The sequence below is a fragment of the Streptomyces sp. NPDC042371 genome (assembly GCF_056437465.1).
The window spans coordinates 214500-241328 of record NZ_JBWKAP010000012.1; the positions used below are offsets into that span (position 1 = coordinate 214500).

At 70.3% G+C, this 26829-nt stretch carries 23 protein-coding genes and 1 pseudogene; 9 read left to right on the forward strand and 15 right to left on the reverse strand.

Features of this window, described 5'->3' with window-relative positions; genetic code table 11:
- Window positions 1-64: 64 nt before the first annotated feature.
- Window positions 65-2695 carry a PA14 domain-containing protein gene (locus tag AC068B_RS32315; protein ID WP_478675081.1) on the reverse strand — a complete coding sequence of 877 codons (2631 nt, stop codon included), beginning with the start codon at window positions 2693-2695 and terminating at the stop codon, window positions 65-67.
- A 172-nt stretch (window positions 2696-2867) separates the two neighbouring features.
- On the opposite strand from AC068B_RS32315, the gene AC068B_RS32320 reads away from it, so the two are divergent.
- The 5 genes from AC068B_RS32320 to AC068B_RS32340 all read left to right on the forward strand — a co-directional run bounded on the left by AC068B_RS32320 (window position 2868) and on the right by AC068B_RS32340 (window position 8693).
- The gene (locus tag AC068B_RS32320) at window positions 2868-3881 is read left to right on the forward strand and encodes a LacI family DNA-binding transcriptional regulator (protein ID WP_356267231.1); all 1014 of its coding nucleotides are present in this window, start codon (window positions 2868-2870) and stop codon (window positions 3879-3881) included.
- 167 nt (window positions 3882-4048) lie between these two features.
- On the forward strand, window positions 4049-5149 hold the full coding sequence (locus tag AC068B_RS32325) for an ABC transporter substrate-binding protein (RefSeq protein WP_478675082.1): 1101 nt from the start codon (window positions 4049-4051) through the stop codon (window positions 5147-5149).
- Window position 5150: 1 nt separating this feature from the next.
- A complete protein-coding gene (locus tag AC068B_RS32330) occupies window positions 5151-6665 on the forward strand; it encodes a sugar ABC transporter ATP-binding protein (RefSeq protein WP_478675083.1) in 1515 nt (504 codons plus the stop codon).
- Between the two features lie 40 nt (window positions 6666-6705).
- Window positions 6706-7668 (forward strand): ABC transporter permease, encoded by a 963-nt coding sequence (locus tag AC068B_RS32335; RefSeq protein WP_478675084.1) that lies wholly within the window; start codon window positions 6706-6708, stop codon window positions 7666-7668.
- Between the two features lie 29 nt (window positions 7669-7697).
- The gene (locus AC068B_RS32340) at window positions 7698-8693 is read left to right on the forward strand and encodes an ABC transporter permease (protein ID WP_478675114.1); all 996 of its coding nucleotides are present in this window, start codon (window positions 7698-7700) and stop codon (window positions 8691-8693) included.
- A 24-nt stretch (window positions 8694-8717) separates the two neighbouring features.
- On the opposite strand, the gene glgC is transcribed toward AC068B_RS32340, so the two are convergent.
- From glgC to AC068B_RS32355, 3 genes are read right to left on the reverse strand one after another with little or no spacing between them, the layout of a single operon-like run.
- On the reverse strand, window positions 8718-9938 hold the full coding sequence (gene glgC / locus AC068B_RS32345) for a glucose-1-phosphate adenylyltransferase (protein WP_478675085.1): 1221 nt from the start codon (window positions 9936-9938) through the stop codon (window positions 8718-8720).
- Between the two features lie 30 nt (window positions 9939-9968).
- Complete coding sequence (gene glgA, locus AC068B_RS32350; protein ID WP_478675086.1) at window positions 9969-11135, reverse strand: glycogen synthase; 1167 nt, start codon at window positions 11133-11135, stop codon at window positions 9969-9971.
- A gap of 47 nt (window positions 11136-11182) precedes the next feature.
- A complete protein-coding gene (locus tag AC068B_RS32355; RefSeq protein WP_478675087.1) occupies window positions 11183-11911 on the reverse strand; it encodes a (2Fe-2S)-binding protein in 729 nt (242 codons plus the stop codon).
- 247 nt (window positions 11912-12158) lie between these two features.
- Between AC068B_RS32355 and AC068B_RS32360 the strand changes: the two genes are divergently transcribed.
- Window positions 12159-13247, forward strand: coding sequence for a DMT family transporter (locus AC068B_RS32360; RefSeq protein ID WP_478675088.1), 1089 nt, complete (start codon window positions 12159-12161; stop codon window positions 13245-13247).
- 10 nt (window positions 13248-13257) lie between these two features.
- Here the strand turns inward: AC068B_RS32360 and AC068B_RS32365 are convergent, their stop codons facing one another.
- The 5 genes from AC068B_RS32365 to panD all read right to left on the reverse strand — a co-directional run bounded on the left by AC068B_RS32365 (window position 13258) and on the right by panD (window position 17827).
- Complete coding sequence (locus tag AC068B_RS32365) at window positions 13258-14568, reverse strand: transglycosylase family protein (protein ID WP_478675089.1); 1311 nt, start codon at window positions 14566-14568, stop codon at window positions 13258-13260.
- A gap of 121 nt (window positions 14569-14689) precedes the next feature.
- The gene (locus AC068B_RS32370) at window positions 14690-15670 is read right to left on the reverse strand and encodes an acetylxylan esterase (RefSeq protein WP_478675090.1); all 981 of its coding nucleotides are present in this window, start codon (window positions 15668-15670) and stop codon (window positions 14690-14692) included.
- 583 nt (window positions 15671-16253) lie between these two features.
- Complete coding sequence (locus AC068B_RS32375; RefSeq protein ID WP_478675115.1) at window positions 16254-16916, reverse strand: aspartate/glutamate racemase family protein; 663 nt, start codon at window positions 16914-16916, stop codon at window positions 16254-16256.
- A gap of 47 nt (window positions 16917-16963) precedes the next feature.
- Window positions 16964-17335 (reverse strand): GNAT family N-acetyltransferase, encoded by a 372-nt coding sequence (locus AC068B_RS32380; protein WP_478675116.1) that lies wholly within the window; start codon window positions 17333-17335, stop codon window positions 16964-16966.
- 63 nt (window positions 17336-17398) lie between these two features.
- Window positions 17399-17827, reverse strand: a complete 429-nt coding sequence (gene panD, locus AC068B_RS32385; protein ID WP_478675091.1) for an aspartate 1-decarboxylase — start codon at window positions 17825-17827, stop codon at window positions 17399-17401.
- 722 nt (window positions 17828-18549) lie between these two features.
- On the opposite strand from panD, the gene AC068B_RS32390 reads away from it, so the two are divergent.
- The gene (locus AC068B_RS32390; RefSeq protein WP_478675092.1) at window positions 18550-19587 is read left to right on the forward strand and encodes a M4 family metallopeptidase; all 1038 of its coding nucleotides are present in this window, start codon (window positions 18550-18552) and stop codon (window positions 19585-19587) included.
- A 215-nt stretch (window positions 19588-19802) separates the two neighbouring features.
- Here AC068B_RS32390 and AC068B_RS32395 read toward each other — a convergent pair whose 3' ends face one another.
- The 4 genes from AC068B_RS32395 to AC068B_RS32410 form a co-directional block, all read right to left on the reverse strand.
- Window positions 19803-20360 (reverse strand): DUF2231 domain-containing protein, encoded by a 558-nt coding sequence (locus tag AC068B_RS32395; protein WP_478675093.1) that lies wholly within the window; start codon window positions 20358-20360, stop codon window positions 19803-19805.
- 135 nt (window positions 20361-20495) lie between these two features.
- The gene (locus tag AC068B_RS32400; RefSeq protein ID WP_478675094.1) at window positions 20496-21263 is read right to left on the reverse strand and encodes an FAD:protein FMN transferase; all 768 of its coding nucleotides are present in this window, start codon (window positions 21261-21263) and stop codon (window positions 20496-20498) included.
- On the reverse strand, window positions 21256-21690 hold the full coding sequence (locus tag AC068B_RS32405) for an FMN-binding protein (RefSeq protein ID WP_478675095.1): 435 nt from the start codon (window positions 21688-21690) through the stop codon (window positions 21256-21258). Before AC068B_RS32405 ends, AC068B_RS32400 begins: the two co-directional genes overlap by 8 nt.
- An 11-nt stretch (window positions 21691-21701) precedes the next feature.
- Window positions 21702-23066 (reverse strand): ferredoxin reductase family protein, encoded by a 1365-nt coding sequence (locus tag AC068B_RS32410; RefSeq protein ID WP_478675096.1) that lies wholly within the window; start codon window positions 23064-23066, stop codon window positions 21702-21704.
- Between the two features lie 173 nt (window positions 23067-23239).
- On the opposite strand from AC068B_RS32410, the gene AC068B_RS32415 reads away from it, so the two are divergent.
- Together AC068B_RS32415 and AC068B_RS32420 are read left to right on the forward strand one after the other, a co-directional pair.
- Window positions 23240-23974, forward strand: coding sequence for a response regulator transcription factor (locus tag AC068B_RS32415; RefSeq protein WP_478675097.1), 735 nt, complete (start codon window positions 23240-23242; stop codon window positions 23972-23974).
- Window positions 23971-25395 carry a sensor histidine kinase gene (locus AC068B_RS32420; protein ID WP_478675098.1) on the forward strand — a complete coding sequence of 475 codons (1425 nt, stop codon included), beginning with the start codon at window positions 23971-23973 and terminating at the stop codon, window positions 25393-25395. The genes AC068B_RS32415 and AC068B_RS32420 overlap by 4 nt, the downstream gene beginning before the upstream one ends.
- 70 nt (window positions 25396-25465) lie before the next feature.
- Here AC068B_RS32420 and AC068B_RS32425 read toward each other — a convergent pair whose 3' ends face one another.
- Window positions 25466-26065 (reverse strand): Rv1733c family protein, encoded by a 600-nt coding sequence (locus AC068B_RS32425; protein WP_478675099.1) that lies wholly within the window; start codon window positions 26063-26065, stop codon window positions 25466-25468.
- Window positions 26066-26094: 29 nt separating this feature from the next.
- Window positions 26095-26828, reverse strand: a pseudogene (locus AC068B_RS32430) (CBS domain-containing protein).
- Window position 26829: the final 1 nt, after the last annotated feature.

Sequence of the window (26829 nt, forward strand, 5' to 3'; positions counted from 1 at the left end):
TAACCGGAAAGCGGCGGCTGGATCCGGCCCGCCCCGACAGCGGGCGGGCCGGAAACCCCGGGGCTCAGGACTTCGTGCAGCCCGGCACCGTGGCCTGCGACGCGTCACGGATCAGCGCTTCGTGCGCCGCCTTCACCCGCTTCACATCGGGCTTGACGACCTTGCGGTCGTAGGTGAGCAGACCGTTCAACTCCCCTTCCACGTCAGTGATCTGGGTGTAGACGGCGCCGTTGTTGCCCTTGCAGGCGAGGGCGCGCACTTCGCCGAGCTTGGCGATGTAGTCGTCCGTGTACGTCGCCGGGTCGACGTCGACGTAGCTCTGCTGCACGGCCCAGGCATGGCCGGGCACCGCGAGCCCGAGGCCGCCGTACTCGCCGCTCACCAGGGCCCGTTGACCGTCGGGTCGCGGTGGCAGAGCCGGGCTGGGATAGCCGTGCTCGTCCATGACGTCGCCGGTGGCTCCGTCGGCTCCCAGGTTGAGCCCCGACATGTTGTTGACGAGGCGTGTCGGGTCCCAGGCCTTGGCCTGCTCGGCGATGCGGCCCACGTCGTACTGGCCCCACCCCTCGTTGAAGGTCACCCACATGACGATCGAGGGGCTGCTCACGTGCTCGTCGATCATCTGCTTCATCTCGCGCTCGTACTGGGCCCGGGCCGCCGCGTCCGGGGTGCGCCCCGCCTCCATCGCGGGCATGTCCTGCCAGACGAGGAGTCCGAGCTTGTCGGCCCAGTAGAACCAGCGGTCGGGCTCGACCTTGATGTGCTTGCGGACCGAGTTGAAGCCCATTTCCTTGTGCATCCTGAGGTCGTACGCGAGGGCCTCGTCGCTCGGCGCGGTGTGCAGGCCGTCCGGCCAGAAGCCCTGGTCGAGCGTGGCCATGAGGAAGACGGGCTTGCCGTTGAGGATGGTGCGCGGGGTGCCGTTCACCTTCTCGACGGCGATGGACCGCATGCCGAAGTAGCCGGTGACGCGGTCGCTGCCGACCCGGACCTGGAGGTCGTAGAGGAACGGGTCGTCCGGCGACCACAGCCGCGGGTCACTGATCTTGAGCTTGAGCGGCTTTCCGGTGCGTCCGCTGAGCTCCGCGACCTTCTTGCCGCCTTCGTACGCGGCGGCCGTGACCGGCACGCCGTCGCGCACGCCGCGCGGCTCGACGGTGACCTGCTTGCCCGGCACATCCGGCGTGATCTTGAGGGAGTCCGCGTGGTCGGCGGCCACCGGCTCCATCCACACGGTCTGCCAGATGCCGGACGACGGGGTGTACCAGATGCCGCTGGGGTCGAGGCGCTGCTTGCCGACGGGCGGGTTCGCGCCGTTGTCGGCGTCCGTCGGGTCGTACACGCCCACGATGAGTTCCTGGGTGCGGCCCGGCTTCAGCGCGTCGGTGACGTCGGCGGTGAACTTGTCGTAGCCGCCCTTGTGTTCGATGACCTTGTGGCCGTTGACGTACACCTCGGACTGCCAGTCGACGGCGCCGAAGTTCAGGTTGAGCCGCTTGCCGTCACCGATCCGCCAGTTCTTGGGGACGGTGAAGGTGCGGCGATACCACATGCGGTCCTCGTGCCGCTCGATCCCGGAGAGCTGGGACTCCACGGGATACGGGACGAGGATCTTCTCCTTGAGCTGCTTGCCGACCGGGGGCTTCTCGCCCGCCTGGGCGGCGGCGAACTGCCAGGAGCCGTTGAGGTTCTGCCAGTCCTTGCGCTTCAGCTGCGGCCTGGGGTACTCGCGGTGGGCGTTGCCGGGCGTGACGTCGTCGGCCCACTGGGTGCGCAGCTGGTGCTCGGAGTGGTTGGGGCCGCTGGTCCAGAACTGGCCGACGGCGTCGCCGTCCGTGCCGGTCAGGCCGCCCTTGCCGTCGTAGCGGATGTCGGCGAGGCCGGGGGCGTTGCCGCCCTTCTTCCCGACGACGGGTTCCTTCAGCGCGACGAGGAGGCTGCGGTCGTCGGAGGGGTCGGCCTTCGCCGCGCCGAGGGGCCACTTGGCGCCGCCGATGACGGCGTCGAGGTGGTCGGTGAGTCCTGCGGGCGGGGCGGCGAGCTTCTGGGCGAAGTCGAGCTTGAGGCTGCGGCCGTCCTTGAGGACGGTGGCGTTGACGGCGCCGTCGTAGTCGAAGTCCTCGGGGATACGCAGGGCGGTGCGCGGGACCGCCTTCTTCTCGCCGCCCGGCGGGGTCCACTTCAGGCGCAGGTTGGAGCCGCCGTAGTGCTCGAAGTACTCGACCTTGATGTCGTAGGCCCTGCCCGCCGTCAACTCGACCGGGGCGGAGGTCTGTTCCTTGTCCCAGTCGTCCTGCCAGTGGTCGATGGCGATCTTGCCGTCCACCCAGAGGCGGAAGCCGTTGTCACCGGTCATGGAGAAGGTGGTGGCGCCGGTCTTCTCGGGCACGATCCGGCCGGTCCAGCGGACGCTGACATCGTCGGCGCGGCCTGTGGTGGCCTTGAGGCGGGATTCGAGGTTGCCGAAGTCGATGTTCGGGTCGAGTCCGGTGGCCTTGAGCTCGTCGAAGTCGAAGGCTCCGGGGGCCGATTGGGTGTAGTACTCGCCCTTCAGGCCCTGGATCTCGACGGGATCGTCGGCGGCGTTCGCGGTGGGGACCGCGGTGAGTCCGGCGACGCCGAGGGCCCCTGCGAGCAGCAGGGCGAGGTGTCGGCCCAGGCGTGCGGGGCGTCTGGGATGTCGTTTGGTGCGCACGGATCCTCCTTGATGAGGAAGGGTGGCGGCTTGTCGCTGCAGTCGGTACAACGAGTCTGTACAACGTTGGAAGGAACGACAGTTGGCATGACAGCACGCGCTCCGGCGCGCTGTCCAGGGTCATGACAAACGCCCCGGCGGGCCGGGGCGGCCACCGACGCAGGGAGATCCAGTGCGGGTTAGCCTCAAGGACGTCGCGGAGCACGCGGGCGTCTCGATCAAGACCGTCTCGAACGTGGTGAACAAGTACCAGCACGTCACCCCGGCGATGCGGGCCCGCGTCCAGGAAGCCATCGACGAACTGGGCTACCGACCGAACTTGACGGCACGTCACCTACGCAAAGGCCGCACCGGGATCATCGCGCTCGCCGTCCCCGAGCTGGGCAACCCGTACTTCGCCGAGCTCGCGGGCGCCGTCATCGACGCGGCCGCCGAGCACGACTTCACGGTGCTCCTCGACCACACCCGCGGCGAGCGCGAGCAGGAGGTGCTCGTCAGTCAGGGCTTCCGGGCCCGGGTGATCGACGGGCTGATCCTCAGTCCGCTGGAGCTGGAGGCGGAGGACCTGCGCGCCCGCGAGGACGACGTGCCGCTGGTGCTGCTCGGCGAGCGGCAGTACGACCTGAGCTACGACCACATCGCGATCGACAACATCGCCGCGAGCCGCACCGCGGTGCGCCATCTCATCGGGCGCGGCCGCACCTCCATCGCCTATCTGGGCGCCCGCACGGATTCCGCGAACCGCCCCGCCCACCTGCGACTCCAGGGCTGGCGCGAGGAGTTGACGGCGGCCGGGATCGCCGCGCCGGAGAGTCTGGTGGGCCCGGTCGGCGGCTGGGACCGGTGGGACGGGGCGAAGGCCATGGCGCGGATGCTGGACGCGGGGGTGCGCCCGGACGCGGTGTTCGCGTACAACGACCTGGTGGCGATCGGCGCGATGCGGGTGCTGCACGAGCGCGGCCTGCGGGTGCCGTGGGACGTGGCGGTGGTGGGGTTCGACGACATAGCGGAAGGGCAGTTCGGGGCGGTCACGCTGACCACGGTGGCGCCGGACAAGCAGGCCATCGCGCGTCTCGCGGTCGAGTCGTTGCTGAGCAGCCTGGCTCATCCGGAACGAACCGGTGGGCGCGAACTCGCCGCGGCGTTCCGGCTGGTGGAGCGGGAGAGCACGCTGGGCCGACGCTGAGCGCGGGCCGCGCGGCCCGGGTGCCCGGCGCCCCCGCGAAGAGTGCGCGGAGGGTTTACAGCCTCCTTTCAACGATGTAAAAAGCTCCCCGTACCGCCGAGTTGACCGCAAGTGCCGTCTCTCCCGTGAGCGCTCTCAGTGCCGGGGCCGTGCCGTTTGGGGATCCAATGAAGCCGACCACTCTGCTCAGTCGTACCTCCGCGAGGACCCTCGTCGCCACCGGTCTCGCCGCGAGTCTCCTGTTCGCCGCCGGATGTGCGAAGTCCGAGGACGACGACTCCGGCGGCGACAGCGCCGCCTCGCAGGACCAGGGCGATGCCGGGCAGGAGGTCGCGGCGGACGGCGCGGACGGCAAGACCTGCGCGATCGACGCGTACGGCGGCAAGAAGCTGGATCTCAAGAACGCCACCGTGGGCTTCTCGCAGTCCGAGAAGGAAGCCAATCCGTTCCGCATCGCGGAGACGGCCTCCATCAAGGCCGAGGCCGAGAAGCGCGACGTCAAGCTCCTCACCGCCAACGCCCAGTCGCAGTTCTCCAAGCAGATCAGCGACGTCCAGGACCTGATCGCCAAGGGCGCCGACCTGCTCGTCATCGCACCGCTCAACTCCGACGGCTGGGAGCCGGTGCTGCGCGCCGCGGGCGCCAAGCACATCCCGATCGTCACCATCGACCGCAAGATCAACGCGACGGCCTGCAAGGACTACGTGAGCTTCATCGGCTCCGACTTCGTCGAGCAGGGCAAGCGCGCCGCGGACCGGATGATCGAGACGACCGGCGGCAAAGGGAAGATCGCGATCCTGCTCGGCGCCGCGGGCAACAACGTCACCACCGAGCGCACCAAGGGCTTCCAGGACCGGATCAAGGAGAAGGCCCCTGACCTCAAGGTCGTCTTCAAGCAGACCGGCGAGTTCGCCCGCGAGAAGGGCCAGCAGGTCACCGAGCAGCTGATCCAGTCCAAGCCCGACATCACCGGGATCTACGCCGAGAACGACGAGATGGGCCTGGGCGCCGTGAACGCGCTCAAGGGCGCGGGCAAGAAGGCCGGCGACGTGAAGATCGTGACGATCGACGGGACGAAGGGCGCCGTGCGCGGCATCGTCGACGGCTGGATCGACGGCGTCGTCGAGTCCAACCCCCGCTTCGGCCCGCTCGCCTTCAAGACCCTGGACGCGTTCACCAAGGGCGAGAAGGTGTCCCAGGACATCGTCATCAAGGACAACGCCTACACCAAGGACAACGCCAAGTCCGACCTCAACAAGGCCTACTGACATGCTCTCAGTGACAGGTCTGACCAAGACGTTCCCGGGCGTACGCGCCCTGGACGAGGTCGACTTCACCGCACATGCGGGCGAGGTGCACGCGCTGATCGGTGAGAACGGCGCGGGCAAGTCCACGCTCATCAAGGTCCTGACGGGGGTGTACGGACCGGACGCGGGCGAGCTGACGTACGACGGAAATCCGGTGCGCTTCGCCACCCCGCTCGAAGCGCAGCACGCGGGCATCTCCACCATCTATCAGGAGGTCAACCTCGTCCCCCTGATGAGCGTGGCCCGCAACCTGTTCCTCGGCCGCGAGCCCCGCGGACGGCTCGGCCTCATCGACTTCGGGCGGATGCACCGCGAGGCCGAGGAGGCGCTGCGGGGGCTGGGCGTCCGTGTCGACGTGCGCCGCCCGCTGCGCGAACTCGGCCTCGGGGCCCAGCAGATGGTGGCGCTGGCCCGCGCGGTCTCGGTCGACGCGCGGGTGGTCGTGATGGACGAGCCGACGTCGTCCCTCGAACCCCGCGAGGTGCGGACCCTGTTCGGTGTGATCCGGATGCTGCGGGAGCGCGGCATCGCGGTGATCTACGTCAGCCACCGCCTCGACGAGCTGTACGAGGTGTGCGACGCCGTCACCGTGCTGCGCGACGGCAAGGTGGTGCACACGGGTGCACTCGCCGAGCTCGACCGGCTGCGTCTGGTCGCGCTGATGCTGGGCCGCGAGATCCAGGACGTACGGGAAGAGGGCCTCACCCAGTTCACGGGGGCGCACGAGACGACGACCGAACCCGTGCTCAAGGCCGAGGAGTTGACCGCCCGGCACCGGCTGCACGGAGTGTCGGTCACCATCAGGCCCGGGGAGGTGGTGGGTCTCGGCGGGCTGCTCGGCTCGGGCCGCAGCGAGACGGCGAAGGCCATCGCGGGGGCCCTGCCGACCGACTCCGGAACCGTCGCGATCGGCGGCACCCGCATCCGTACGGGCTCCACGCCCGCCGCCATCCGGGCGGGCATCAGCCTGCTCCCCGAGGACCGCAAGGCGGAGGGCATCGTCCCCGGCCTCTCGGTCCGCGACAACATCGCCCTGGCCGCGCTCCCCCGCCTCTCCCGCCTCGGCCTGGTGAACGAACGCGGCATCGACGACATCGTCGACACCTTCGTACGGCGCCTGCGCATCAAGGCGTCGAGCCCGCTGCAGAAGGTGGGCGAGCTCTCCGGCGGCAACCAGCAGAAGGTACTGCTCGCCCGCTGGCTCGCGATGCACCCCAAGGTCCTGCTGCTCGACGAACCGACCCGCGGCATCGACATCGGCGCCAAGGCCGAAGTGCAGGGGCTCGTCGACGAGTTGGCGGCAGACGGCCTCGGTGTCCTCCTCATCTCCTCGGACATGGAGGAGCTCATCGAAGGCTCGGACCGAGTGGTCGTCCTGAAGGACGGCACGGCCGTAGCGGAACTCACCGGCACCGCGGTGACGGAGGAGAACCTGCTGCGCGCCATGGCGACGGACCCCGCGAAGTCGGACGCATGACCACCCACGACCGGCAGGCCCCGCACCCACGGAGCTCCCCATGACCGACCTCGCCCTCGGCCGCACAGCCGCCGACCGCGACCGCCTCCTGCGCCTCCTCCAGAACTACGGCGTGTACCTGGGCGTCGCCGTCCTCCTGCTCGTCAACATCGCCTTCACCCCGCACTTCCTGTCCGGCGAGAACTTCCGCACCCAGGCCGTCCAGGTCGCCCCCGTCCTCGTCGTGGCGCTCGGCATGGCCCTGGCCATCGGCAGCGAGGGCGTCGACCTCTCGGTCGGCTCGGTGATGGCGCTGTCCACCTCCCTCGTCTCGCTCTACCTCGGGTACGGGATGTGGATCGCCCTGATCGCGGCGCTGCTCGGCGGCATGGTGATCGGCCTGGCGAACGGGTCGCTCGTCGCGTTCATCGGCGTCCAGCCCATCGTGGCGACGCTCGCCCTGATGGTCGCGGGCCGGGGCATCGCGCTGGTCCTCCTCCCCCAGCTCAAGGACGTGCGCGACCCGACCATGGCGTCGCTCGGCTCCGGCGACCTGCTCGGCATCCCGTATCTGGTGCTCATCGCGGCGGCCCTCGCGCTGCTCGTCGCCTTCGTCGTGCGGCGCACCACCTTCGGCCGACAGCTCCTCGCCATCGGCGACAGCCGCCCCGCCGCGCTCCTCGCGGGCCTGCCGGTGCGCCGCGTCCTCATCATCGTGTACGTGGTCTGCGGCGCCCTCGCCGCGCTCGCCGGGGTCCTCGCGACCGCGCGCCTGAGCGCGAGCGACCCGACGTCGCTCGGCAACCTGATGGAACTCTCCGCGATCACCGCCGTGGTGGTCGGCGGCACCCCGCTGAGCGGCGGACGGGTCCGGATCGGCGGCACCGTGGCGGGCGCGGTCCTGATCCAGCTGCTCACGGCCACGCTCATCAAGCACGACCTGCCGCCGTCGTGGACGCAGATCGCCCAGGCCGTGGTGATCGTCCTCGCGGTCTACGCGGCACGCGAGAGGGGCAAGCGATGACCATCGACACGAAGAGCCCGGCGGACCCCATGGACCACACCGCCCAGGAGGAACAGGCCGCGGGCCCCTCCCGCTCGGAGCGGCTGAGCGCCCTGGCCCAGCAGCACGGCGCGCTCGTCACCCTGATCGTCGCGGTGGCCGCCGCGTCCATCGGCTTCGACACGTTCATGACGGCCGACAACCTGCAGAACATGGCGGTGTCCTCCGCGTTCCTCGCGGTGGTCGCGCTCGGCATGACGTTCGTGATCGTCACCGGCGGCATCGACCTGTCGGTGGGCTCGCTGTTCGCCCTCGGCGGGGTACTGGCCGCCTGGGGCTCGCAGTACGGCACGGCCGTCGCGCTGCTGCTGCCCCTCGCGGTCTGCGGACTCATCGGTCTTGTCAACGGGCTGCTGATCGCCCGCGCGCGGCTGGCGCCGTTCATCGTGACGCTCGCCGCGATGCTGGCGGCCCGCGGCATCCTCCTGTCGGTGACGGACGAGGGGTCCAAGACGTACCTCGTCGACAAGGACTCCTTCTTCGCGACGCTCGGCCAGGGCAAGGTGCTCGGCATCGGCGCCCCGGTCTGGATCACGGTCGCGCTGTTCGTCGCGGGCGCGGTCGTGCTGCGCCGCACCCGCTTCGGCCAGTACGTGTACGCGGTCGGCGGGAACGAGGACGCGGCGGCGCTGATGGGCGCCCCCGTGGCCCGTACGAAGATCGCCGTCTACACGGTGTCCGGGCTCTGCGCGGGGCTCGCGGGCGCGCTGAACGCGGCCTGGCTGGTGTCCGGGGTGACGATCCTCGGCTCCGGCATGGAGTTGGAGGCGATCTCCGCGGTCGTCATCGGCGGCACGCTGCTCACCGGCGGATTCGGGTTCATCAGCGGCTCGCTGGTGGGTGTGCTGCTCCTCAAGGTCATCCAGAACGTCATCAACCAGATCGGCTCGCTCGACTCCGCCTACCAGCAGGTGGTCAGCGGCGCCTTCCTGGCGGTCGTGGTGATCGCGCAGACGTGGCTGGGCCGCAGGCGCCGGGTGCTGTGACCGGGGCCCTCTGAGCCTGTGTCATCACATCGGTACCGTCTGCCCCTTGCCCAGGGCTATCACCCCGCCCTTGGACACCGTGTACAGCTCCTCGTCACGGTCCGGGTTGACGCCGATCGTCGCGCCCGGCGGCACGTCGACGTTCTTGTCGAGGACGGCGCCCCGCACCACCGCGCCGCGACCGATCCGTACGTTGTCGTGCAGCACGGAGCCCTGGACGACCGCGCCCTCCTCGACGGTCACGCCGGGCGACAGGACGGAGCGGGTGACCTGGCCCCGGATGACGCAGCCGGGGCTGACGATCGACTCGCCCGCGATGCCGCCCGCGCAGAACTTGGCGGGCGGCAGGCCGTCGGAGTGGGTGTAGATGGGCCAGCGCCGGTTGTCCAGGTTGAAGACGGGGTGGTCGGAGATCAGGTCCATGTGGGCTTCGTAGTACGAGTCGAGGGTGCCGACGTCGCGCCAGTAGCCGTGGTCGCGCGGGGTCTCGCCGGGGACGTGGTTGCCGTCGAAGTCGTACACCTGGGCCATGCCGCGCTCGGTGAGCAGCGGCAGGATCGAGCCGCCCATGTCGTGCGCCGAATGCTCGTCCTCGGCGTCCTGCTGGAGGGCGTCCACGAGGGTCTTGGTGGTGAACAGGTAGTTGCCCATCGACGCGTAGACCTGGTTCGGGGCGCCGGGCAGGCCCGGCGGGTCGGTGGGCTTCTCCAGGAAGCGCTCCACCTTCGTCCCGTCCCGCGCGGGCGTGATGACGCCGAATGACGACGCCTCGGCGCGCGGCACCCTGATGCCCGCGACGGTCACCGCGGCGCCGTTCTCGATGTGCTGCTGGAGCATCTGCCGCGGGTCCATGCGGTAAACGTGGTCGGCGCCGAACACCGCTATGTAGTCGGGCTGTTCGTCGTGGACGAGGTTGAGGGACTGCAGGATGGCGTCCGCGCTGCCCAAGTACCAGTGCGGGCCCAGGCGTTGCTGGGCGGGCACCGGCGTCACGTAGTTGCCGAGCAGGCTCGACATGCGCCAGGTCGTCGACACGTGCCGGTCCAGAGAGTGCGACTTGTACTGCGTCAGGACACAGATGCGCAGGACGTCGCCGTTGACGAGGTTGGAGAGCACGAAGTCGACGAGACGGTAGGTGCCGCCGAACGTCACCGCTGGTTTGGCCCGGTCGGCGGTGAGCGGCTGCAGCCGCTTCCCCTCTCCACCGGCTAGCACGATTCCGAGCACCGAAGGTCCACCGCGCATCCGAGCCCCCTACTTGTCGGCACTTGTCGGCTATCTGTCGGCGTGCAGGATCTCCTCGTACACCTCGACCGTGCGCCGGGCGACCGTGTCCCAGCCGAACTCCCTGAGCACGCGGTGGCGCCCGGCCCTGCCCATCGCGCCGGCCCGCTCCGGGTCGGTGGCCAGCCTGTTCAGGAGCAGCCCGAGGTCGTGCTCGAAGTCGGCGGGTGCGCTCTCCCGGTACGGCACGAGCAGCCCCGTCGTGCCGTCGCTGACGACCTCCGGGATGCCGCCGACCCGTGAAGCGACCACGGCGGTGCCGCACGCCATCGCCTCCAGGTTCACGATGCCCAGCGGTTCGTACACGGAAGGACAGACGAACACCGCGGCATGCGTGAGGAGTTGGATGATGTGCGGGCGTGGCAGCATCTCGGGAATCCACTGGACGCCCGCCCTGGTCCGGCTCAACTCCTCGAAGAGCGTGCGGAACTCGTTGTCGATCTCCTTGGTGTCGGGGGCCCCGGCGCACAGGACGAGCTGCACGTCCCGGTCGAGCTGCCGTGCGGCGCGCAGCAGCTGGGGGACGCCCTTCTGGCGGGTGATGCGCCCGACGAACAGGACGTAGGGCCGCCCGAGGTCGATGCCGAGCCGCTCCAGGACGTCGGTGCCGGGGTCGGGCCGGTACAGCTCGGCGTCGATGCCGTTGTGCACGACGTGGACCTTCGCCGGGTCGATGGCCGGGTAGCAGGACAGGATGTCCTCGCGCATCGCGCCGGACACCGCGACGACGGCGTCGGCGGCCTCGGCCGCGGTGCGCTCGGCCCAGCTGGACAGGGCGTACCCGCCGCCCAGTTGCTCGGCCTTCCAGGGGCGCAGCGGCTCCAGGGAGTGCGAGGTCATCACGTGCGGGATGTCGTGCAGCAGCTTGCCCACGTGGCCCGCGAGAGCGGCGTACCAGGTGTGGGAGTGGAGCAGCTCGCGCCCGGCGAGCGCCGCCGCCATGGACAGGTCGACGGAGAAGGTGCGCAGTGCGTCGTTGGCTCCGTCGAGCGCGGGCCACGCCCGGTGCCGCACGAGCCCGTCGGACGCGCCCTCCCCCCAACAGTGCACGTCGAGGTCCGTGAGGGAGCGCAACTCCCGTGCGAGGAACTCGACATGGACTCCCGCTCCGCCGTAGACGTCCGGTGGATACTCCCGGGTGAGCAGCCCCACTTTCACGTAGAACCCTCCGTCGTCCGCCCGATGTCGGCCGCGCCACCTCATGGTCACCCAGACGCGGCCCCGGGGGAAGACCGCGTCGGCGGCCGTTCGAAGCAGCAGTCCCCGCACAGCCCGCCGCCGGGACACCGGTAGTAGAGGCAGCAACTACGGCGCCGGAACGCGGTGCCGTGCAGGGTTCCGGTACCGCGCAGGTCGGGGTGGTCGAAGAGCTCGGCGGCCAGGCTCAGGGCCCGCTTGCCGACCTCCTCGCGCCCCGACCGCGCGGCCCAGCCGTGCAGTTCGCGGGCGGCGCCCGCGAGCGCGGATCCCGCGTTGCCCCACAGCAGCCCGGCGGAGATCCGGTACCGGGTACGCAACGCGTCGGAGAGCGGCGCCAGATGTCCGTACTGCACGACGTCCCTGACCGTCGCGGCGTCGCCCGGCAGCGGGCGTACGCCGGTCAGCCACAGGTCGTCGGGCGAGGTGCCGTCGGCGTCCCAGTGCAGCAGCGCCGGGTCCAGGTCGGGCACCCGGCCGTAGAGCGCGGCGGAGCCGAGCGCCACGGACCAGAGCCGGGCGGCGAGCCCCAGCTGGGCCACGGAGACGGCGATGCGGTCCTCCGGGGCGCCGAGACGGCCCGCCACCTTGCCGACGCGGAAACCGATCGGATCACCGGATTCCGGTGCTGAGTACACCTCCGTGAACGGTCGTGCGCCGCCGTGTGCCGGGCCCGCGCGCAGGGCGAAGAATCCGCCGACGGAGCCGAGTTCTGCCAGGTCGATGAGGGTGGTCACGACAGAAGTAGAGCAAGTGCCGCCGCTCTTCCCCGCCCTGGGGTCCCCCTTGAGGTCACTCTCCGCGCCCATCGGGTAACCCCTCCGGGGGAGGACATGGGCAAGGTCGTACTCCATCGGTAGTAGGACGGATTGCCTGCTCAGGTACGACGACGCAGAGGCGTTCCGGCGTCATCGTTGTCATCATGGAAGCAGACCGTTCGCCAGACCGGGTCCACCGGACGCACCGCACCCCGCGGAGCACCTCATGAGTGCTTTGGCACTGTCCGTGCTGCTCTCCCTCGTCTCAGCCGTCGCGTACGCAGGCGGGGCGATCCTTCAGGAGCGCGTGGCGTCGTCGACTCCCGGGCGGCGGTACGCGCCGCTGCGGCGCGGTGCCTGGTGGGTCGCCATCGCCCTGAACGGCCTCGGCGCGCTGCTGCACGTGGTGGCGCTGGCCTACGGCCCGCTGAGCCTGGTGCAGCCGCTGGGCGCGCTGACGATCGTCTTCGCCCTCCCCATGGCGGCCTTGTTCGTACGTCGCCGGGCCGGGGCCACCGCCTGGCGGGGCGCGCTCATGGCGACGGTGGGGCTCGCCGGGCTCCTCTCGCTCACGTCGTCGTCCGACTCCCAGACCCTGGCCGACGCGGAGCGCGTCATGCTCGCCCTGGTCACCGGCGGCGCCGTGCTCGGCCTGATGGTGGCGGCGCACGCGGCACACCGGCACCCGGTGGTGCGCAGCGTGCTGCTGGCCTGCGCGGCCGGTGCGGCCTTCGGCATCGCTTCGGTGTTCACGAAGACGGTGGCGGTGGACCTGGACCAGAACGTCGCGATCCTCGATCAGCTCCCCACCGTCGGGGCGATCGCCGTGCTCGCGGCGGCCGGTGTGCTCCTCTCGCAGGCCTCGTACCGCGGTGCGGGCCTTGCCGCGCCGCTGGCGACGGTGACCGTCGTGAACCCGGTGGTCGCGGCGGCGGTCGGGCTGACCCTGTTCGGAGAATCCTTCCGCCACGGCGCCACGGGCACGGTCCTGGCGCTCGGCAGCGGGGTCGTGGCCGCGTGCGGCCTGATCCTGCTCACGACGGAGCGGATCGCGCGGGAGACGTCCACTGTGACCGTCGCCCAGGGGCGTCCTGCGGCGCAGGGCGGGCCGTCGTCCGCCGATGCGGCGGACGCCGCGGTAACGGCGGGCCCGACCGGCGCGGCGACCGGTTCGGCCGACGCGGCGGACCAGCCCGAGCGGGAGCCACGTCCCGCCACGGACGGGCTGTCCGCGGTGCCCACTCAGCAGCCTGTGGTGGCCCATCGCAGGACCCGCCCCCGGCAGCGGGGACACCACGAGCGCATGGTGTCCTGACCCGTGTGATTCAGATGCGCACGCCGCGTGCCCGCAGGTAGGCGAGCGGGTCGACGTCGGAACCGAAGCCGGGCCCCGTCCGCACCTCGAAGTGCAGATGCGGGCCCGTGCTGTTTCCGGTGGACCCGGACCGGGCGATGCGCTGTCCGGCACCGACCTGCTGGCCCGCCTTCACCGAGAGCGCCGACAGGTGCCCGTACTGGCTGTACTTGCCGTCGGCGTGGCGGATGACCACCTGGTAGCCGTAGCTGCCGCCCCAGCCCGCCGAGACGACGCGGCCCGCGGCGACGGCCTTCACGGAGGTCCCGGTGGACACGGGGAAGTCGACGCCCGTGTGGTAGCCCTTCGACCAGGAGCCGCCAGCCGCCCGGTAGGGGGTGCTGGGCGAGGCGGCGACGGGGGCGACGGCGCCGGGCGCGGAGGCGCGCGGGGCGGCGTTCTTCGCCTGCGGCGCGGAGGTCTGGTGCCGCTTCTCCCGCTGCTTCTCGCGCTTCTCGGCGGCGGCCTTTTCTGCGGCCCGTTTCTCGGCTGCCTGCTTCTCGGCCGCTCGCTTCTCCGCGGCCCTCTTCTCGGCCGTCTTCCTCGCCGCGGCCTTCCTCTCGGCCGCCTTCTTCTCGGCCGTCCTGCTCTCGGGGTGCTGCTTGGCGGGCGCCTTCTGGCGGCCCGCGGCCTGCCCGTGGACCGAGAGCCGCTGGCCCGGCGTGATCAGGTCGGGGTCGGCGCCGACGACGCGCCGGTTGGCGTCGTACAGCCGCTCCCAGCCGCCCCGGACCCTGCGCTCGTCGGCGATGCCGGAGAGGGTGTCTCCGTGGACCACGGTGTACATCTCGGCGGTGCCCGCGGCGGACTGCGGGGTCACCTCGGGCTTGACGTCCCTGACGTCGCGCTTGGGCCGCTCGGGCTTGCTCGGGGCCCTGACCGGGGTCACGTCGGGGGAACCGCCGCCGCGGGCGAGACCGGCCTTCGGCCCGCACGACGGCCAGGCGCCGGGCCCCTGCGCGTCGAGAACCTTCTCGGCGACGGCGATCTGCTGGTCCCTGGCGGCGCGGTCGGCCCGCGAGGCGTAGGCCGTGCCGCCGTACGCCTCCCAGGTGGACTGCTTGAACTGCAGCCCGCCGTAGTAGCCGTTGTCGGTGTTGATGCTCCAGTTGTTGCCGGACTCGCAGGCGGCGACCTTGTTCCACGTGTCGACGTCGGCCGCGCCCGCGGTGCCCGCGACGGTCAGCGGGAGCGCCATGCCCGCGCCGCCCGCCGTGACGGTCAGCGACGCACGGTTGATGCGGTTCGGCTGATACCGGCGGTGCCGGCCCCGTACGGCCATTGGGAGCTCCCTCAGACACACGTCATCACGGATTGTGCACAGCGGACACACGACAAGCCCGCAAGTTAGCCGGTCGATCAATCCGTGACAAGAGCGCGCAGAGGAGCAGTCGTTGCGCGATTCACCCCGCCAAGTACTGCTGCAGCCACCTCAGTTGGACACCTTGCTGGTAAGGGCCGCCGCCTTCGTGATCGTTGAAGGAGTACACCTCCATCGAACGCTCGCTGCCCGCGTACGCGTTGAAGGCCGCGAACACCGTCGACGGGGGGCAGGTCATGTCCTGCAGCGCCGCGGAGAAGAGGGCGGGCGCGCGTCCCCGGGCGGCGAAGTGCACCCCGTCGAAGTACGACAGTGTCTGGAAAACGCGCTCCTCGCCGCCCCGGCGGGCCTTCAGATAGGCCCCGATCTCGCTGTAGGGAAGCCGGTCCGTGAGGGTGGTCGCCCGCGGAAAGTCGCAGAGGAACGGTACGTCGGGCGTGATGGCGGCCAGGTCGGGCACGAGCCCGCCGACGGCGAGGGCGAGCCCGCCTCCCTGGCTGATCCCGAGCGCGGCGACCCGCCCCTCGTCCACGAGCGGATGGGACCGGGCGGCCTCGACGGCCCGCACCGCGTCGACGTACAGGCGCCGGTAGTAGTAGTCGTGCGGGTCCTCGATGCCGCGGGTCATGAAGCCGGGGTGCGCGGGCCCGCTCCCCACCGGGTCGGGGGTGTCGCCCTGCGCCCATCCGCCGCTGCCCTGCCCCCGCGTGTCCATCACGAAGTGCGCGAATCCGGCCGCGGCCCAGAGCAGGTGCATGTGGGGCAGTCCGCGACCGCCGCCGTACCCGATGTACTCCACGACCGCGGGCAGCGGGGCGCCGCCTTCGGCGCCTGCGGGCAGGACCAGCCACCCCTTGACGGGGTGGCCGCCGAACCCGGCGAAGGTGACGTCGAAGATCCGCACCCCGGGCAGCGGCAGCTCCACCGCCTCGAACCGGGCGCCCAGTTCGTACTGCCGCGCCTCCAGCAACGTCTTCTCCCAGAAGGCGTCGAAGTCGCCGGGCTCGGGCAAGTCGGGACGGTAGCGGCGCAGTTCGTCGAGGGGCAGGTCGAAATGGGGCACGGGCGGCTCCTCCTTCGGGGGGTGGGGCTCGGGAGGGTCACGCTATGCCAGTGGGTCGGCGGTCGACAGGGAGTATTCGCCGGGGGGCCGGGCCGGGCGGGCGTGGGCCGGGCCGGGCGGGCGGGCGTGGGCCGGGCCGGGCGGGCGGGCGTGGGCCGGGCCGGGCGGGCGGGCGTGGGCCGGGCCGGGCGGGCGGGCGTGGGCCGGGTGGCCCACGCCCCGGCTTCAGCGCATCGGCCCGGGCTGCGGCTCGGGCGCGGGGTCGGGGCCCGGCTGGGGGATCGGGGACGGCGGATCCGGGCTGGGCCGGGGTTCCGGGCGCGGCACGGGGTCCGGGTCCGGGAAGGGCCTCTCCGGCTCCGGCGGCGGCACGGGGTCAGGGTCCGGGAAGGGCCTGACCGGCCCCGGAGTCGGTGCGGGATCGGGGAACGGTTGAGTCATTGCACTCCTCCAGCTGTGGTACGCCAGCGGTTCCTCCCCGCGTACCCGACGCCCCCGCGTCCAAGCCTTCCACGGTTCAGGGCGCCCTGCCCGTGGCGGGCACCCGACGGCGGGACCTCCCGTCGAGGCTTCCCGTCGAGACCTACCGGCAGGCCAGCGCCGCCGCTGCCGCGAGCCCGGGCCGAGGGCTGGAGAGCACCGGCACCCGAACCTCCGGGACCAGCGCTTCCGCCCCCGCCATGGAGGCCTGCGCCAGCACGATCGCGTCGGCGTCCCGCACCTCGCGCACCGCTCTGGCCACGCCCTCGGCATACCCGGCGGAGTCCCCCGCCTCGAACCGGGCCCACACCTCTTCGACCACCACGGCCCGCACGGAGACGTCCCGCCCGGCCCGCCGCGCCTCCTCCTCGACGAGCGCCGAGGTCGGCCCCACCGTGGACGCGACCGTGGCGAGGACGACGACCCGGGATCCCGCGGCTACGGCCGCGGCCGCCATGGGCCGGTCGACCCGGACCACCGGAACGCCCAAGTCCGCCCCCACGGCCTCGGCGACGCCCCCGATGGTGGAACACGTACAGAGCACGGCACCAGCACCGTCTCCACCCCTGCTCCCGTCCTCGCCCCCGGCGACCCGCACGAGGGCGGCCCGGACCGCGGGAGCGACCGCGTCCGGCCCTTCCCGCCGCGCCCGCGCGAGGAGCTCCTCCTCCACGTGGTGGCGCAGTTCGAGCCCCGGATGCCCGGCGTCCCGCAGGCCGTCGAAGACGGGCACGTGCACGGGAGAGGTGTGCAGCAGCCCCAACACCCCACCGCGGCGCGCCCCGGGCCCCTCCCCCACGGCTCCTTGCCCCGTCACCACGTCGAGGGATCCGTTCGCACCTTGTCCCGCGCCGCCTCCATCAGCTCCTCGGAGGCCGCGGGCGCCTGGTCGGGATGGCGTTCGGCCCACTTCACGACGTACGGACACAGCGGCGCGACAGCGAGACCTTCCCGCGCGGCGACGGCGTACAGCTCGGCGGCGAGCGCACCCGCGATGCCCTTGCCCTCGTGGGCAGACGCCACTTCGGTGTGCACGGGGACGAGGGCGGCTTCGGGGTCGTCGAGCGCGAAGTAGTCGATGTGTCCGACGACTTCACCACTCCCGGCAGCCTCAGGGGCCTCCGAGACCTCGAAGGCCTCAAGAATCCCTCGGTCCCGGCTGTCGCGGATGTCGATTCCGTCCACCGCCATCACCCTCACCATCGCCTTCTCTCGCACGCGGCACCGGCCCAGGTGCGAGAGGGACGGTCAGACGGCGGCCGGTCGGCTCTGCGGACTCCGCATCGTCTCCGGGTCCCCCGGCACGGCCTCCCCCGGGTCGTCCCCGAGGGCGACCACGCGGTTGGCCCCGTCGACATGCACGACCCGGGGCCGCAGCGCTCGCGCCTCGGCGTCCTCGACCTGGGCGTAGCTGATGATGATCACCTTATCGCCGGGGTGGACGAGGTGCGCGGCCGCGCCGTTGATCCCGATGACGCCGCTGCCGCGCTCACCCTCGATCGTGTACGTCTCCAGCCGGGCACCGTTGGTGACGTCGACGATGTGGACGAGCTCGCCGGGCAGCAGATCGGCGGCGTCGAGAAGGTCCGCGTCGATGGTGACGGACCCGACGTAGTGCAGGTCGGCCTGGGTCACCGTGGCACGGTGAATCTTGGACTTGAACATCGTTCGCAACATGGCAACACTCCGAAAAGTAGGCTCCCTGCCTGCGTTCTTGCAGGTCAAGGGCTCGTTTCCGAGCTTACAACGTGCTGCGTGTTCGGGTAGGGTTCCCAGGTTTTCAGGGCTCATGCCGACCTCGTGCCGACTTATCTGATGCGCCGCCAGGCCTGGTCGCGCTCCTGGCGCTCGGGCCCGGCCCGCTCGGCTCGGCGGTCGACTGTGATAGCGCGCTGCTTGCAGTCGTCGCATAGGTGCGGGTGAAGGCCGGGCGGAACCGCCGGGACGCCTCCAAGCTGCTGCCTTGAGTTCACACCTGTCGCCTATGGGGTTGACCCGAAAAGCGAGAATCGAGGCGGCACCCGTATCTACTCCGGTTGGCCGCTGAAACTCTATGTGGTGATCGCTGAGCAGGCCGGCGCCAAAAGTTGGAATAAGACCGAAGCGCGCCCGCGTCACGCACTCGGAAGGAAATCAGTAACCACCTTCTACGGGCGCTCGGGAACCCGCAGTTCCGGAAACTAAGAATCGCCGCACTCTAGTCCACCGAACTGACACGCGAGCCTCGATTGCATTGCTGGGACTTTAGTGGCATCTGACAAGTCGCTCGCAGAATAGTCATTTTTACGCTGCGGCACCCCATCGACACGCACGGTCGACAGGTGTAGAAGTTTAAGCACCAACGACAAACGGAAGGTTTCGATATGCATCAGGTGTGCTCGTTTATCCCCGCTCACATCTTGGACCACATTGCACGGGTCCACGCCAGGGAGAGCCTCGAACCAACCGACACTCAGCGGTCTGCCGTCGTATCGGATAAATTCCGCCAAGCGCGGACACAGGCGCCCTTAGCGCCACCGAACACACCCGCTCTCCAAGAACTCGGCGAGGGGCAGGCCGAGGGTCTACAGATCCCCAAACCGGGTACAGCCGGCGTCATCGTCTACGACGACCTGAATCAGTGGAAATACAACGTCAAACCTGTCCGGGGCGAGGGCGACCCGGCCGTGCCGGGGCAGAACGCCAACGACGCGTATGACCACATGCACAAGGTCCTCCAGTACTACCGCGAGAAGCTGGGACGCAACTCCATCGACAACTCCGGACTGAACATTGTCGCCAACGTGAACTTCGGAGTCGGCTTCGACAACGCATTTTTCGACCCTGCGGCACTACTCATGGTCTTCGGGAATGGAAGCAATGTCGTCTTCCAAGACCTGACGGGCGACATCGACGTGTCAGCCCACGAACTCACACACGGAGTGACGCAATTCACCAGCGGGCTGAACTACACGAACGATCAGAGCGGCGCGCTCAATGAATCGTTCAGCGACATGCTCGCCTCGGCGATCGACGCATGGGTCCACGGCAATGACGCAAACAATCACGACTGGCTCATCGGCGATGACATCATGGCACCGCAACTGATCGGCGAAGCTCTGCGCAGCATGGCGGAACCGGGAACCGCATACGACAACCCCGTCATGGGGCGCGATCCGCAGCCGCGCGACATGGGTGGCTACTTTCAGCCTGCAGATCCGCACCTGATGTCGGGTATCACCAACCGCTGGTTCTACTTGATCTGCCGCGAAATTGGCATACCTGAGGGCACTCTGATTATGTATCAGACGCTGCAGAACCTCTGGCCGACGGCCAATTTCAAAGATGCTGCCTCGGTCGCCGCGTCCCAGGCGGCAATCCTCGCAACCAACAAGAAGGTGTCTCGAGAGGCTCCACAAGTTGTACGGGCCGCAGCACGGAAGCAAGGCATCTGGTAGGCAGCACGACCACCGGACTCTCCGCCGAAGGCCGTCCTGCCCGGCTCGCGAAACGGCGAGCCGTACCCGAGTGTCGGGGTGGTCGCCGCCAACCCCCTGCGCAACGCCGCCACCTCCGTCGACACCACCGACCAGCTACAGGAGGAGATCAAGCACGTGAGTTGTCAGCAGCCGCTGATCAACCATGTCTTTTGTACGGTGACCCTCATCCGGCCCTACTCGATCTCGCTCTGGAGAAGGGGTGATTGTGAGACGGGCAGCAGGCCCAGGTGCCGTGCGGTGGCGGAGTAGCCGTCGTGCCAAGCTGCTTTGGCGCCCGAGTCGCCGATTCGGTAGACCTGCACTCCGGCGCCGACTCCGATGATGAGGGACAGCACTGCGGCGGCAATGCGCAGCGGCGTGCTCACCGTGCTGTCGGATCCCTCCGCCTCGGGGGTCTGGCGGGCGGCACGGCGGTAGGACCACCACACCGCCGTAGACACCACGAAGAGGCCGATGGCCCAAGGGAGCAGCTCTTCCCCGAGTTCGGTATGCCTGCGGACCAGGGGATCGCTGTCAACGTGCCGTTCCAGCCACTCGCCGGCGTTCGTCGTCAGCGGCACGCTGATCAGAGACACCAGGGCGAGGGACGGCAGGGCGAGGCCGAACCGGCGCATGACGGAGGGAAAGGCGGCACACAGGATCAGGGCGAGCGCGGTAAGGGGTACCAGGACCACGACGACGTGCACGAACAGGACGTGTGCGGGGATGCCGTTGATCAGGTCGAAGCCCATGAGGGCCTCCTTCGGATGGCGGTGGTCGATGGCGGGCAGGGACGAGTCGGGTTCCTGAGACGGCCAGGTGGCGGGCCGCGCCGACGATCGGGAGGCGCCCGTTGCCTGCGTGCGGGAGTGACGCTGTGGCGCACCTCATGACCCATGGCGGCTGAATCCTGAGGTTCGCCATTCCCGGCCGTCGGGCAGAACCGCGAGCGCTTCGTAGCCGTCCAGCGTTTCCACCCAGCCCCGTGCCTCGTCGCCTCGGGCGAACGCGGCGGTGGCGTAGGTGTCGGTCAGCGTCAGACGTGGCCCGACGAGGGTGAGGGAGACGAACGTGTCGGCAGGTCTGCCGGTGTGCGGGTCGACGATGTGGTGGCCTCGTTCGACGGTGCCGGAGGTGGCGACGGCGAGGTCACGGCTCGCGGTGATGACGGTGGCCAGTTCCCCGGGGCGGAGCGGGTGGGCTATGCCGATGCGCCACGCGGCGCCCGGGCCCGCCTGGCCGCGGAGCTGCAGGTCGCCTCCGCCGTTGATGCACGTGTGGTGCGCGCCCGCGTCGTAAAGGAGCTGGGACGCGGTCTCGGTGGCCCAGCCTTTGACGAGACCCGAGGGGTCGAGGGTGCCCGCGGGGATGACGCTGAACCAGCCATCGCTGGCTCGGGCGGCCTGCGCGCACAGGGACAGGACTTCGTGAACTTCGGGCGGGCAGTCCTCCAGGCGGATCTCGCCGCGGTCGAGGCGGCTGATGTGGCTGTCGGGCCGGTAGGTGGAGAACACCGCGTGGACCTGGTGGAGGTGGTGCACGGCCTCGGCGAGGGCGCGGCGGATGGCGGGGGTCGGCTGATCGCGGATGTCGAAGGAGAAGACAGTGCCCATGACGTGCTCGACGTGGCGCAGCCCGGTCGCGGTGTCAGGCATGGGCCTGGTCCAGGGCGCTCTGGAGGGACTGGATGTAGCCCTGGCTGGTGTAGCTGGCTCCGGAGACGGCATCTATGTGCGCGCTCTGCGCGCCCATCGCTTCCTGGGTGAGGCGGGGCAGGGAGTAGGAGGCGATCTGCCGGTCGCGGCCGTTCCGGTCCGGCGCCTGGAGAACCTTGACCGAGGTGATTCTCCCCTTGGCGAGGGTGGCGGCGACCTGCACCGTTCCGTACTGGGTGGCGACGGGATCTCCGGTGAACGTGCCGGTCCCGGTGGAGGTGCCCGGTGGAGCGCCTGCGGGGGTGTGCGAGGTCGTGGAACGGGGAGCCGCCGGTCCGGCGAGGGCCGGTAGCTGGTGGGGTTTGAGAGTGAGCAGGGCGACGATCAGGGCGCTGATCCCGGTGGTGGTGAGGACGGCTCGGCGCATGGCGGTGCTCCTCAGAACGCGAAGGACTCGTGGTGGATGCGGCGGGCCGGGACACCGGCTTGCCGCAGGGCCCCGATGGCGGTCCGGGCCATGCTGGGCGGGCCACAGAGGTAGACGTCGTGCGCGGCCAGATCGGGGACCAGAGTGCTCAGGGCCCGGGCGGTGAGGCGGGCGTGGTGTCCGGCCGGTTCGTCGACGATGTAGTGCACGGCGGCCCGGCGGCGGGCGGCTATCGCGTCGAGTTCGCCGCGCAGGGCGAGGTCGACGGCGTGGCGGGCCCGGTAGACGAGGGTGACCTGGCCCGGCAGGGTTTCGAAGAGCGTGCGCAGGGGGGTGATGCCGACCCCGCCGGCCAGGAGCAGGACCTGGGGGGAGGTACGGCGGTTCGCGGTGAACGCGCCGTAGGGTCCCTCGGCCCACACCCGGGTGCCGGGCCTCAAGTGGGCCAGGGCGGCGCTGTGCCCACCGGCTGTCTTGACCGTGATCCGCAGGTGGCGAGGGTGGGCGGGGGCGGAGAGGGAGTAGGGGTTCGCGGCCCACCACAGTCCGCGGGTCAGGAAACGCCAGCGCAGGAACTGCCCGGGCTCGCCCCCGAGTTCGTCGAGGTGCCGACCGGTGACGTAGACGGAGACCACGCCCGGTGCTTCGGGGTGGACTGTGGCCACGCGCAGGCGGTGGCGCAGCCCTCGCCGGACGGGGACGGCGAAGCGGTACCAGGCGACCAGGGCCGCGACGCCGAGGAACAGCGTGTACCAGGCCGCCTGCGCGAGGCGGTTGCCGACGAAGTCGGCACCGTTGGACAGCTGGTGGCCGAAGGTGAGGAAGACCGCCAGGTAGGTCGCGAAGTGCAGGTAGTGCCATGCCTCGTAACTCATCCTGCGGCGGGCAGCGCGGGCGGAGACGATCCCCATGGCCACGAACAGCAGGAAGCCGGCCGTGCCCTTGAGCAGGTCGGGGTAGTGAAGGACGAGTGTGGACGTCTGACTGACCACGTTCGTGTGGGAGGTCAGCGAGTAGCCCCAGATGATCAGCAGGGTGTGTGCAAGGGCGAGGGACACGGTGCATCGGCCGCCCCAGGCGTGCCAGCGGGCGAGCCGGTCGGTGCCGATGGTGTGATCCCAGAGCGGCATCCGGGCCATCAGCGCCAGCAGGACCGCGCAGGCGTATCCGGCCAGGAGACCAGTGATGCGTCCGGCCCCGGTGAGCCAGCCCGCGGGGCCGACCACCGAGGTCGTGTCGCTCCACCACAGAGCCAGCACCCCTGCGGCACCACACCAGATCACCAGCGGCACCAGGAACGGGACAGGGGTGCGTCGCGGGCGGCGGTGGCGCATCCCGTGGCTCGCATGCGTCGTGGTCGTGAGTGTGGTGGTCATGGGGTTCCTCCGGACATGGCGCACGCTCCGGCGATGGGCGGCCAGCCTCACAGCCCAACCTCTGTGCAGCTTCTGAAACGGCCCCGCCGACCGCTCTCAGCCCCGATTCAGAGGAAACTCAGAGGCACACCTCACCCCTGCCGCGGCCTGGGCCGGGGGATGCTGAAGGAATCATGGACGAGCCGCGTACCACATCACTTCTGCACCGCCCTGGCGGAGACCCCGTGCGGATCCTCGTCGTCGACGACGAACCCGACGTCACCGATGTCCTGGCCGGAGCCGTGACCGGCGAGGGCTGGCAGGTGCGTACGGCGGGGAACGGAGCGACCGCGCTGGTGACGGCCCGCAGCTTCCGGCCCGACGCGGTGGTGCTGGACTGGATGCTGCCGGACCTGGACGGGCTCCAGGTGCTGCGGGCCCTCAGACGGGAGATGCCCGAGGTCTGCGTCCTGTTCCTGACCGCCCGCGACGCGGTCGAGGACCGCATCGCGGGGATCACCGCGGGTGGTGACGACTACGTCACCAAGCCCTACAGCCTGGAGGAAGTCCTGGCCCGGCTGCGCGGGCTGCTACGGCGAGCCGGAATGACTACCGGGGCGGGCACGAACCGGCTCACGGTCGGAGACCTCACCATGGACGAGGAAGCCCGCGAGGTCCGGCGCGGCGGGGCCGTCGTCGAACTGTCCCTCACCGAGTTCGAACTCCTGCGTTTCCTCATGCGCAACCCGCGCCGGGTCCTTTCCAAGGACCAGATCCTCGACCGGGTCTGGGCCTACGACTTCGGCGGCCGTGCCCACATCGTCGAGCTCTACATCAGCTATCTGCGCAAGAAGATCGACGCCGGACGCACACCGATGATCCACACCGTGCGTGGTGTCGGGTACGTCCTCAAGTCGGCAGCCTCATGAGGCGCCTGCCGCCCCGCACTCTGCGCGGCCAGCTCACCTTCGGACTCGTCACCCTGCTCGGCCTGGCCTGTCTCGCCGTCGGGGTCACCACCGCCCTTGCTCTGCGGGGCTTCCTGATGGGGCGCCTGGACGAGCAGCTCTCCGCGGCCGACGGTCGGTTCGCGGCCAGCTTGGAACACGAGGCCGAGCCCGACGCCGACAACCGCCCCGACACCCGGGGCCAGGCCGAGGCGACCTTCGGCGCCCGTCTCCTGGCTGACACCGTCACCCGGGCCGCCGTCGTCGACGACGCCACCGACCAGCCCCTCCAGCTCACCCCCGGAGACCGCCGTGCCCTGGCGGGTGTCCCCAGGGACGGCAGGGGGCACAGCATCCGTCTCTCCGGCCTGGGCAAGTACCGCGTCACGGCTGTCCGGGGCGACGACCGGGACACCCTGGTCACGGGCCTGCCTCTGCACCCGGTGGAAGAGACCCTGCACCGCCTCGAAGCGGTCGAAGCCGTCCTGTTCGGTGCCGCGCTCGTGGCGACCGGCACCGCGGGGGCCGTGTGGGTACGGATCTCCCTGCGCCCCCTCCAGCAGGTCACCGCCCACGCGGCGGAAGTCGCCGGGCTACCGCTCGCCAGTGGCGAGATCACCATGCCCGGCCCCCTCTCCGACACCGACCCCCGCACCGAGGTCGGCCAGGTCGGCACCGCCCTCAACCACCTGCTCGGCCACGTCGAAGACGCGCTCACCCGCCGACAGGCCAGCGAGGAACGCCTGCGGCACTTCGCCGCCGACGCCAGCCACGAACTGCGCACCCCCGTCGCCAACATCCGCGGCCACACTGAACTCGCCCTGCGCCACCGCGGCCCCGTCCCCGCCGAAGTCCGCCACGCCCTGGACCGCATCGGCAGTGAGTCTCAGCGCATGACCCGCCTCGTCGATGACCTGCTGCTTCTCGCGCGTCTTGACGCCGGACGGCCCCTCGAACAGACGCCGGTCGACCTGACCCTGCTGATCCTGAACGCGACGGACGACGCCCGCGCCGCCGGCCCCGGCCACCACTGGTTCCTCGACCTCCCCGAAGAACCGGTCACCGTCACCGGCGACGCCCACCGCCTCCAACAGGCGATCGGCAACCTCCTCGCCAACGCCCGAACCCACACGCCGCCAGGCACCGACGTGACCGTCACCCTCACCACGGAACAGGCCGCTGTCTGCGTGGACGTGAGTGACAACGGACCGGGCGTCCCCGAAGAACTCCAGTCCGAGGTCTTCGGCCGTTTCGTCCGCGCCGACCACACCCGCTCCCGCAGCACCGGAAGTACCGGCCTCGGCCTCGCCATCGTCCACGCCGTCAGCACCGCCCACGGCGGAACCGCCACCATCACCAGCAGCCCCGGACACACCTCCTTCCGCCTCACACTCCCCCGCTGACTGTCTGCGCTTGTCGGCCCCACGAGGAGCCCTGAACTGCCCCTTCACGGTCTGCGCCGGGCAGGCCGGTTCAGGGCCGGTTGCCCGACCAGCGCGGTTCGACTCGCGCCCATGCACGCTCCCACTCCGCCATCCGCCGACGGTGGGCCACGACGCGTACGGTCGTCCAAGAGCCCCCGCTCAAAGCCCAGATCGCGAAGGTCACCCCGCTTCCCGTGGCGATCGCTGTGGTCCACTGGGTGTCTTCGGTCGTCGGGGCCGTCGTGACGTGCTCGCGGGCGTCGAGCCAGATGTCGGCGCTACTGCCCTTCCTGGTTCCCGCCTCGACTCTGGCCTCGGTCGTGTGAACGGTGCCTTCTCGATCGGTCCACCGCACCTCGACCGGATGCCTCGTCCGAGAGCTGAAACTGTTGACCGACGGGGCGTCCTCGGTGAGGGTGCCCTGTACGACACGGTTGGCGACCCGCTGCCGTTCGGCCTTGGCATGCTCGCTGTCGTACGAGGCGGATCCGGCGAACGCCCCGGCCAAGGGGGCGGCGACCAGCACCGCCGTCCCCAGCAGGAGTACGGTCCAGGCCTCCACGGCATCGCTGCGGCGCCTGAGGGGATTTCTCCGCCATCGCCAACCCACGGGGCTGTGGCGGACGTCGCTCTGCGGCACGGTGCCCACGGTGTCACCACCAGTCCCCCATCCGGGGTTCAGAGTTTGCGCAGCCAGTCGTCGGCAACGCCCCGCATGGCCTGGTCGCTCGGCTGCAGGTGGGAGTCGTCCATGCGGTAGCCGAGCTTGTCGACCACCGCGACGACTCCGTCGATCTCACGCGTCATGTGCAGGGCGATGGGAACCTCGCTGCGGCGCTCCAACTGCCCTACGAGAGTCACCACACCCTCACGTACCTCGACAGTGATGGTCCGAGGCGACAGCCACAGACTCCGGACCAGGACCTGTTCGATCACCTCACGACGGATGCTGTCGTCGGGACGCAGAAACATCTGCAGCAGATCACGCCGGGTGACGATGCCCACCAGTCGGTCCTCGTCATCGACGACGGGGAGCCGCTCCACCCGGTGCTGTGCCATCCGGCGGGCCCCCTCGGCGATGGTCTGCTCGGCGTGGACGCAGATGGGGGGGGAGTCGACATGAGCTGCCCCGCCGTTCGCGCCGTGGTCTTGATCCGGTCCTTGCGTGCGACGGAGTGTTGCCTGAGCAGCCGGAACCGGCGCGAAGGCTCATAGGGGTCGGGGGCCTCGGCCTCCCGCACCAACAGGTCCGTCTCGGAGATCACCCCGATGACCTTCTCGTCGGCGTCGATCACGGGCAGTCCGCTGATGCGGTGCTCGGCCAGTAGGCGCGCCACTTCCTTGAAGGACGTGCCGCACTGAGCGCTGATGACCTCGCTGGTCATCACCGAGCCGATCTTGCTGTGCTTCATT

Bases quoted from the DNA above. Each gene is read 5' to 3' on its own strand.
- AC068B_RS32325 (WP_478675082.1), top strand. From the start codon at position 4,049: ATGAAGCCGACCACTCTGCTCAGTCGTACCTCCGCGAGGACCCTCGTC.
- AC068B_RS32330 (WP_478675083.1), top strand. From the start codon at position 5,151: ATGCTCTCAGTGACAGGTCTGACCAAGACGTTCCCGGGCGTACGCGCC.
- AC068B_RS32335 (WP_478675084.1), top strand. From the start codon at position 6,706: ATGACCGACCTCGCCCTCGGCCGCACAGCCGCCGACCGCGACCGCCTC.
- AC068B_RS32340 (WP_478675114.1), top strand. From the start codon at position 7,698: ATGGACCACACCGCCCAGGAGGAACAGGCCGCGGGCCCCTCCCGCTCG.
- glgC (WP_478675085.1), bottom strand. From the start codon at position 9,938: ATGCGCGGTGGACCTTCGGTGCTCGGAATCGTGCTAGCCGGTGGAGAG.
- AC068B_RS32360 (WP_478675088.1), top strand. From the start codon at position 12,159: ATGAGTGCTTTGGCACTGTCCGTGCTGCTCTCCCTCGTCTCAGCCGTC.
- AC068B_RS32365 (WP_478675089.1), bottom strand. From the start codon at position 14,568: ATGGCCGTACGGGGCCGGCACCGCCGGTATCAGCCGAACCGCATCAAC.
- panD (WP_478675091.1), bottom strand. From the start codon at position 17,827: ATGTTGCGAACGATGTTCAAGTCCAAGATTCACCGTGCCACGGTGACC.
- AC068B_RS32395 (WP_478675093.1), bottom strand. From the start codon at position 20,360: ATGGGCTTCGACCTGATCAACGGCATCCCCGCACACGTCCTGTTCGTG.
- AC068B_RS32400 (WP_478675094.1), bottom strand. From the start codon at position 21,263: ATGCCTGACACCGCGACCGGGCTGCGCCACGTCGAGCACGTCATGGGC.
- AC068B_RS32405 (WP_478675095.1), bottom strand. From the start codon at position 21,690: ATGCGCCGAGCCGTCCTCACCACCACCGGGATCAGCGCCCTGATCGTC.
- AC068B_RS32410 (WP_478675096.1), bottom strand. From the start codon at position 23,066: ATGACCACCACACTCACGACCACGACGCATGCGAGCCACGGGATGCGC.
- AC068B_RS32415 (WP_478675097.1), top strand. From the start codon at position 23,240: ATGGACGAGCCGCGTACCACATCACTTCTGCACCGCCCTGGCGGAGAC.
- AC068B_RS32420 (WP_478675098.1), top strand. From the start codon at position 23,971: ATGAGGCGCCTGCCGCCCCGCACTCTGCGCGGCCAGCTCACCTTCGGA.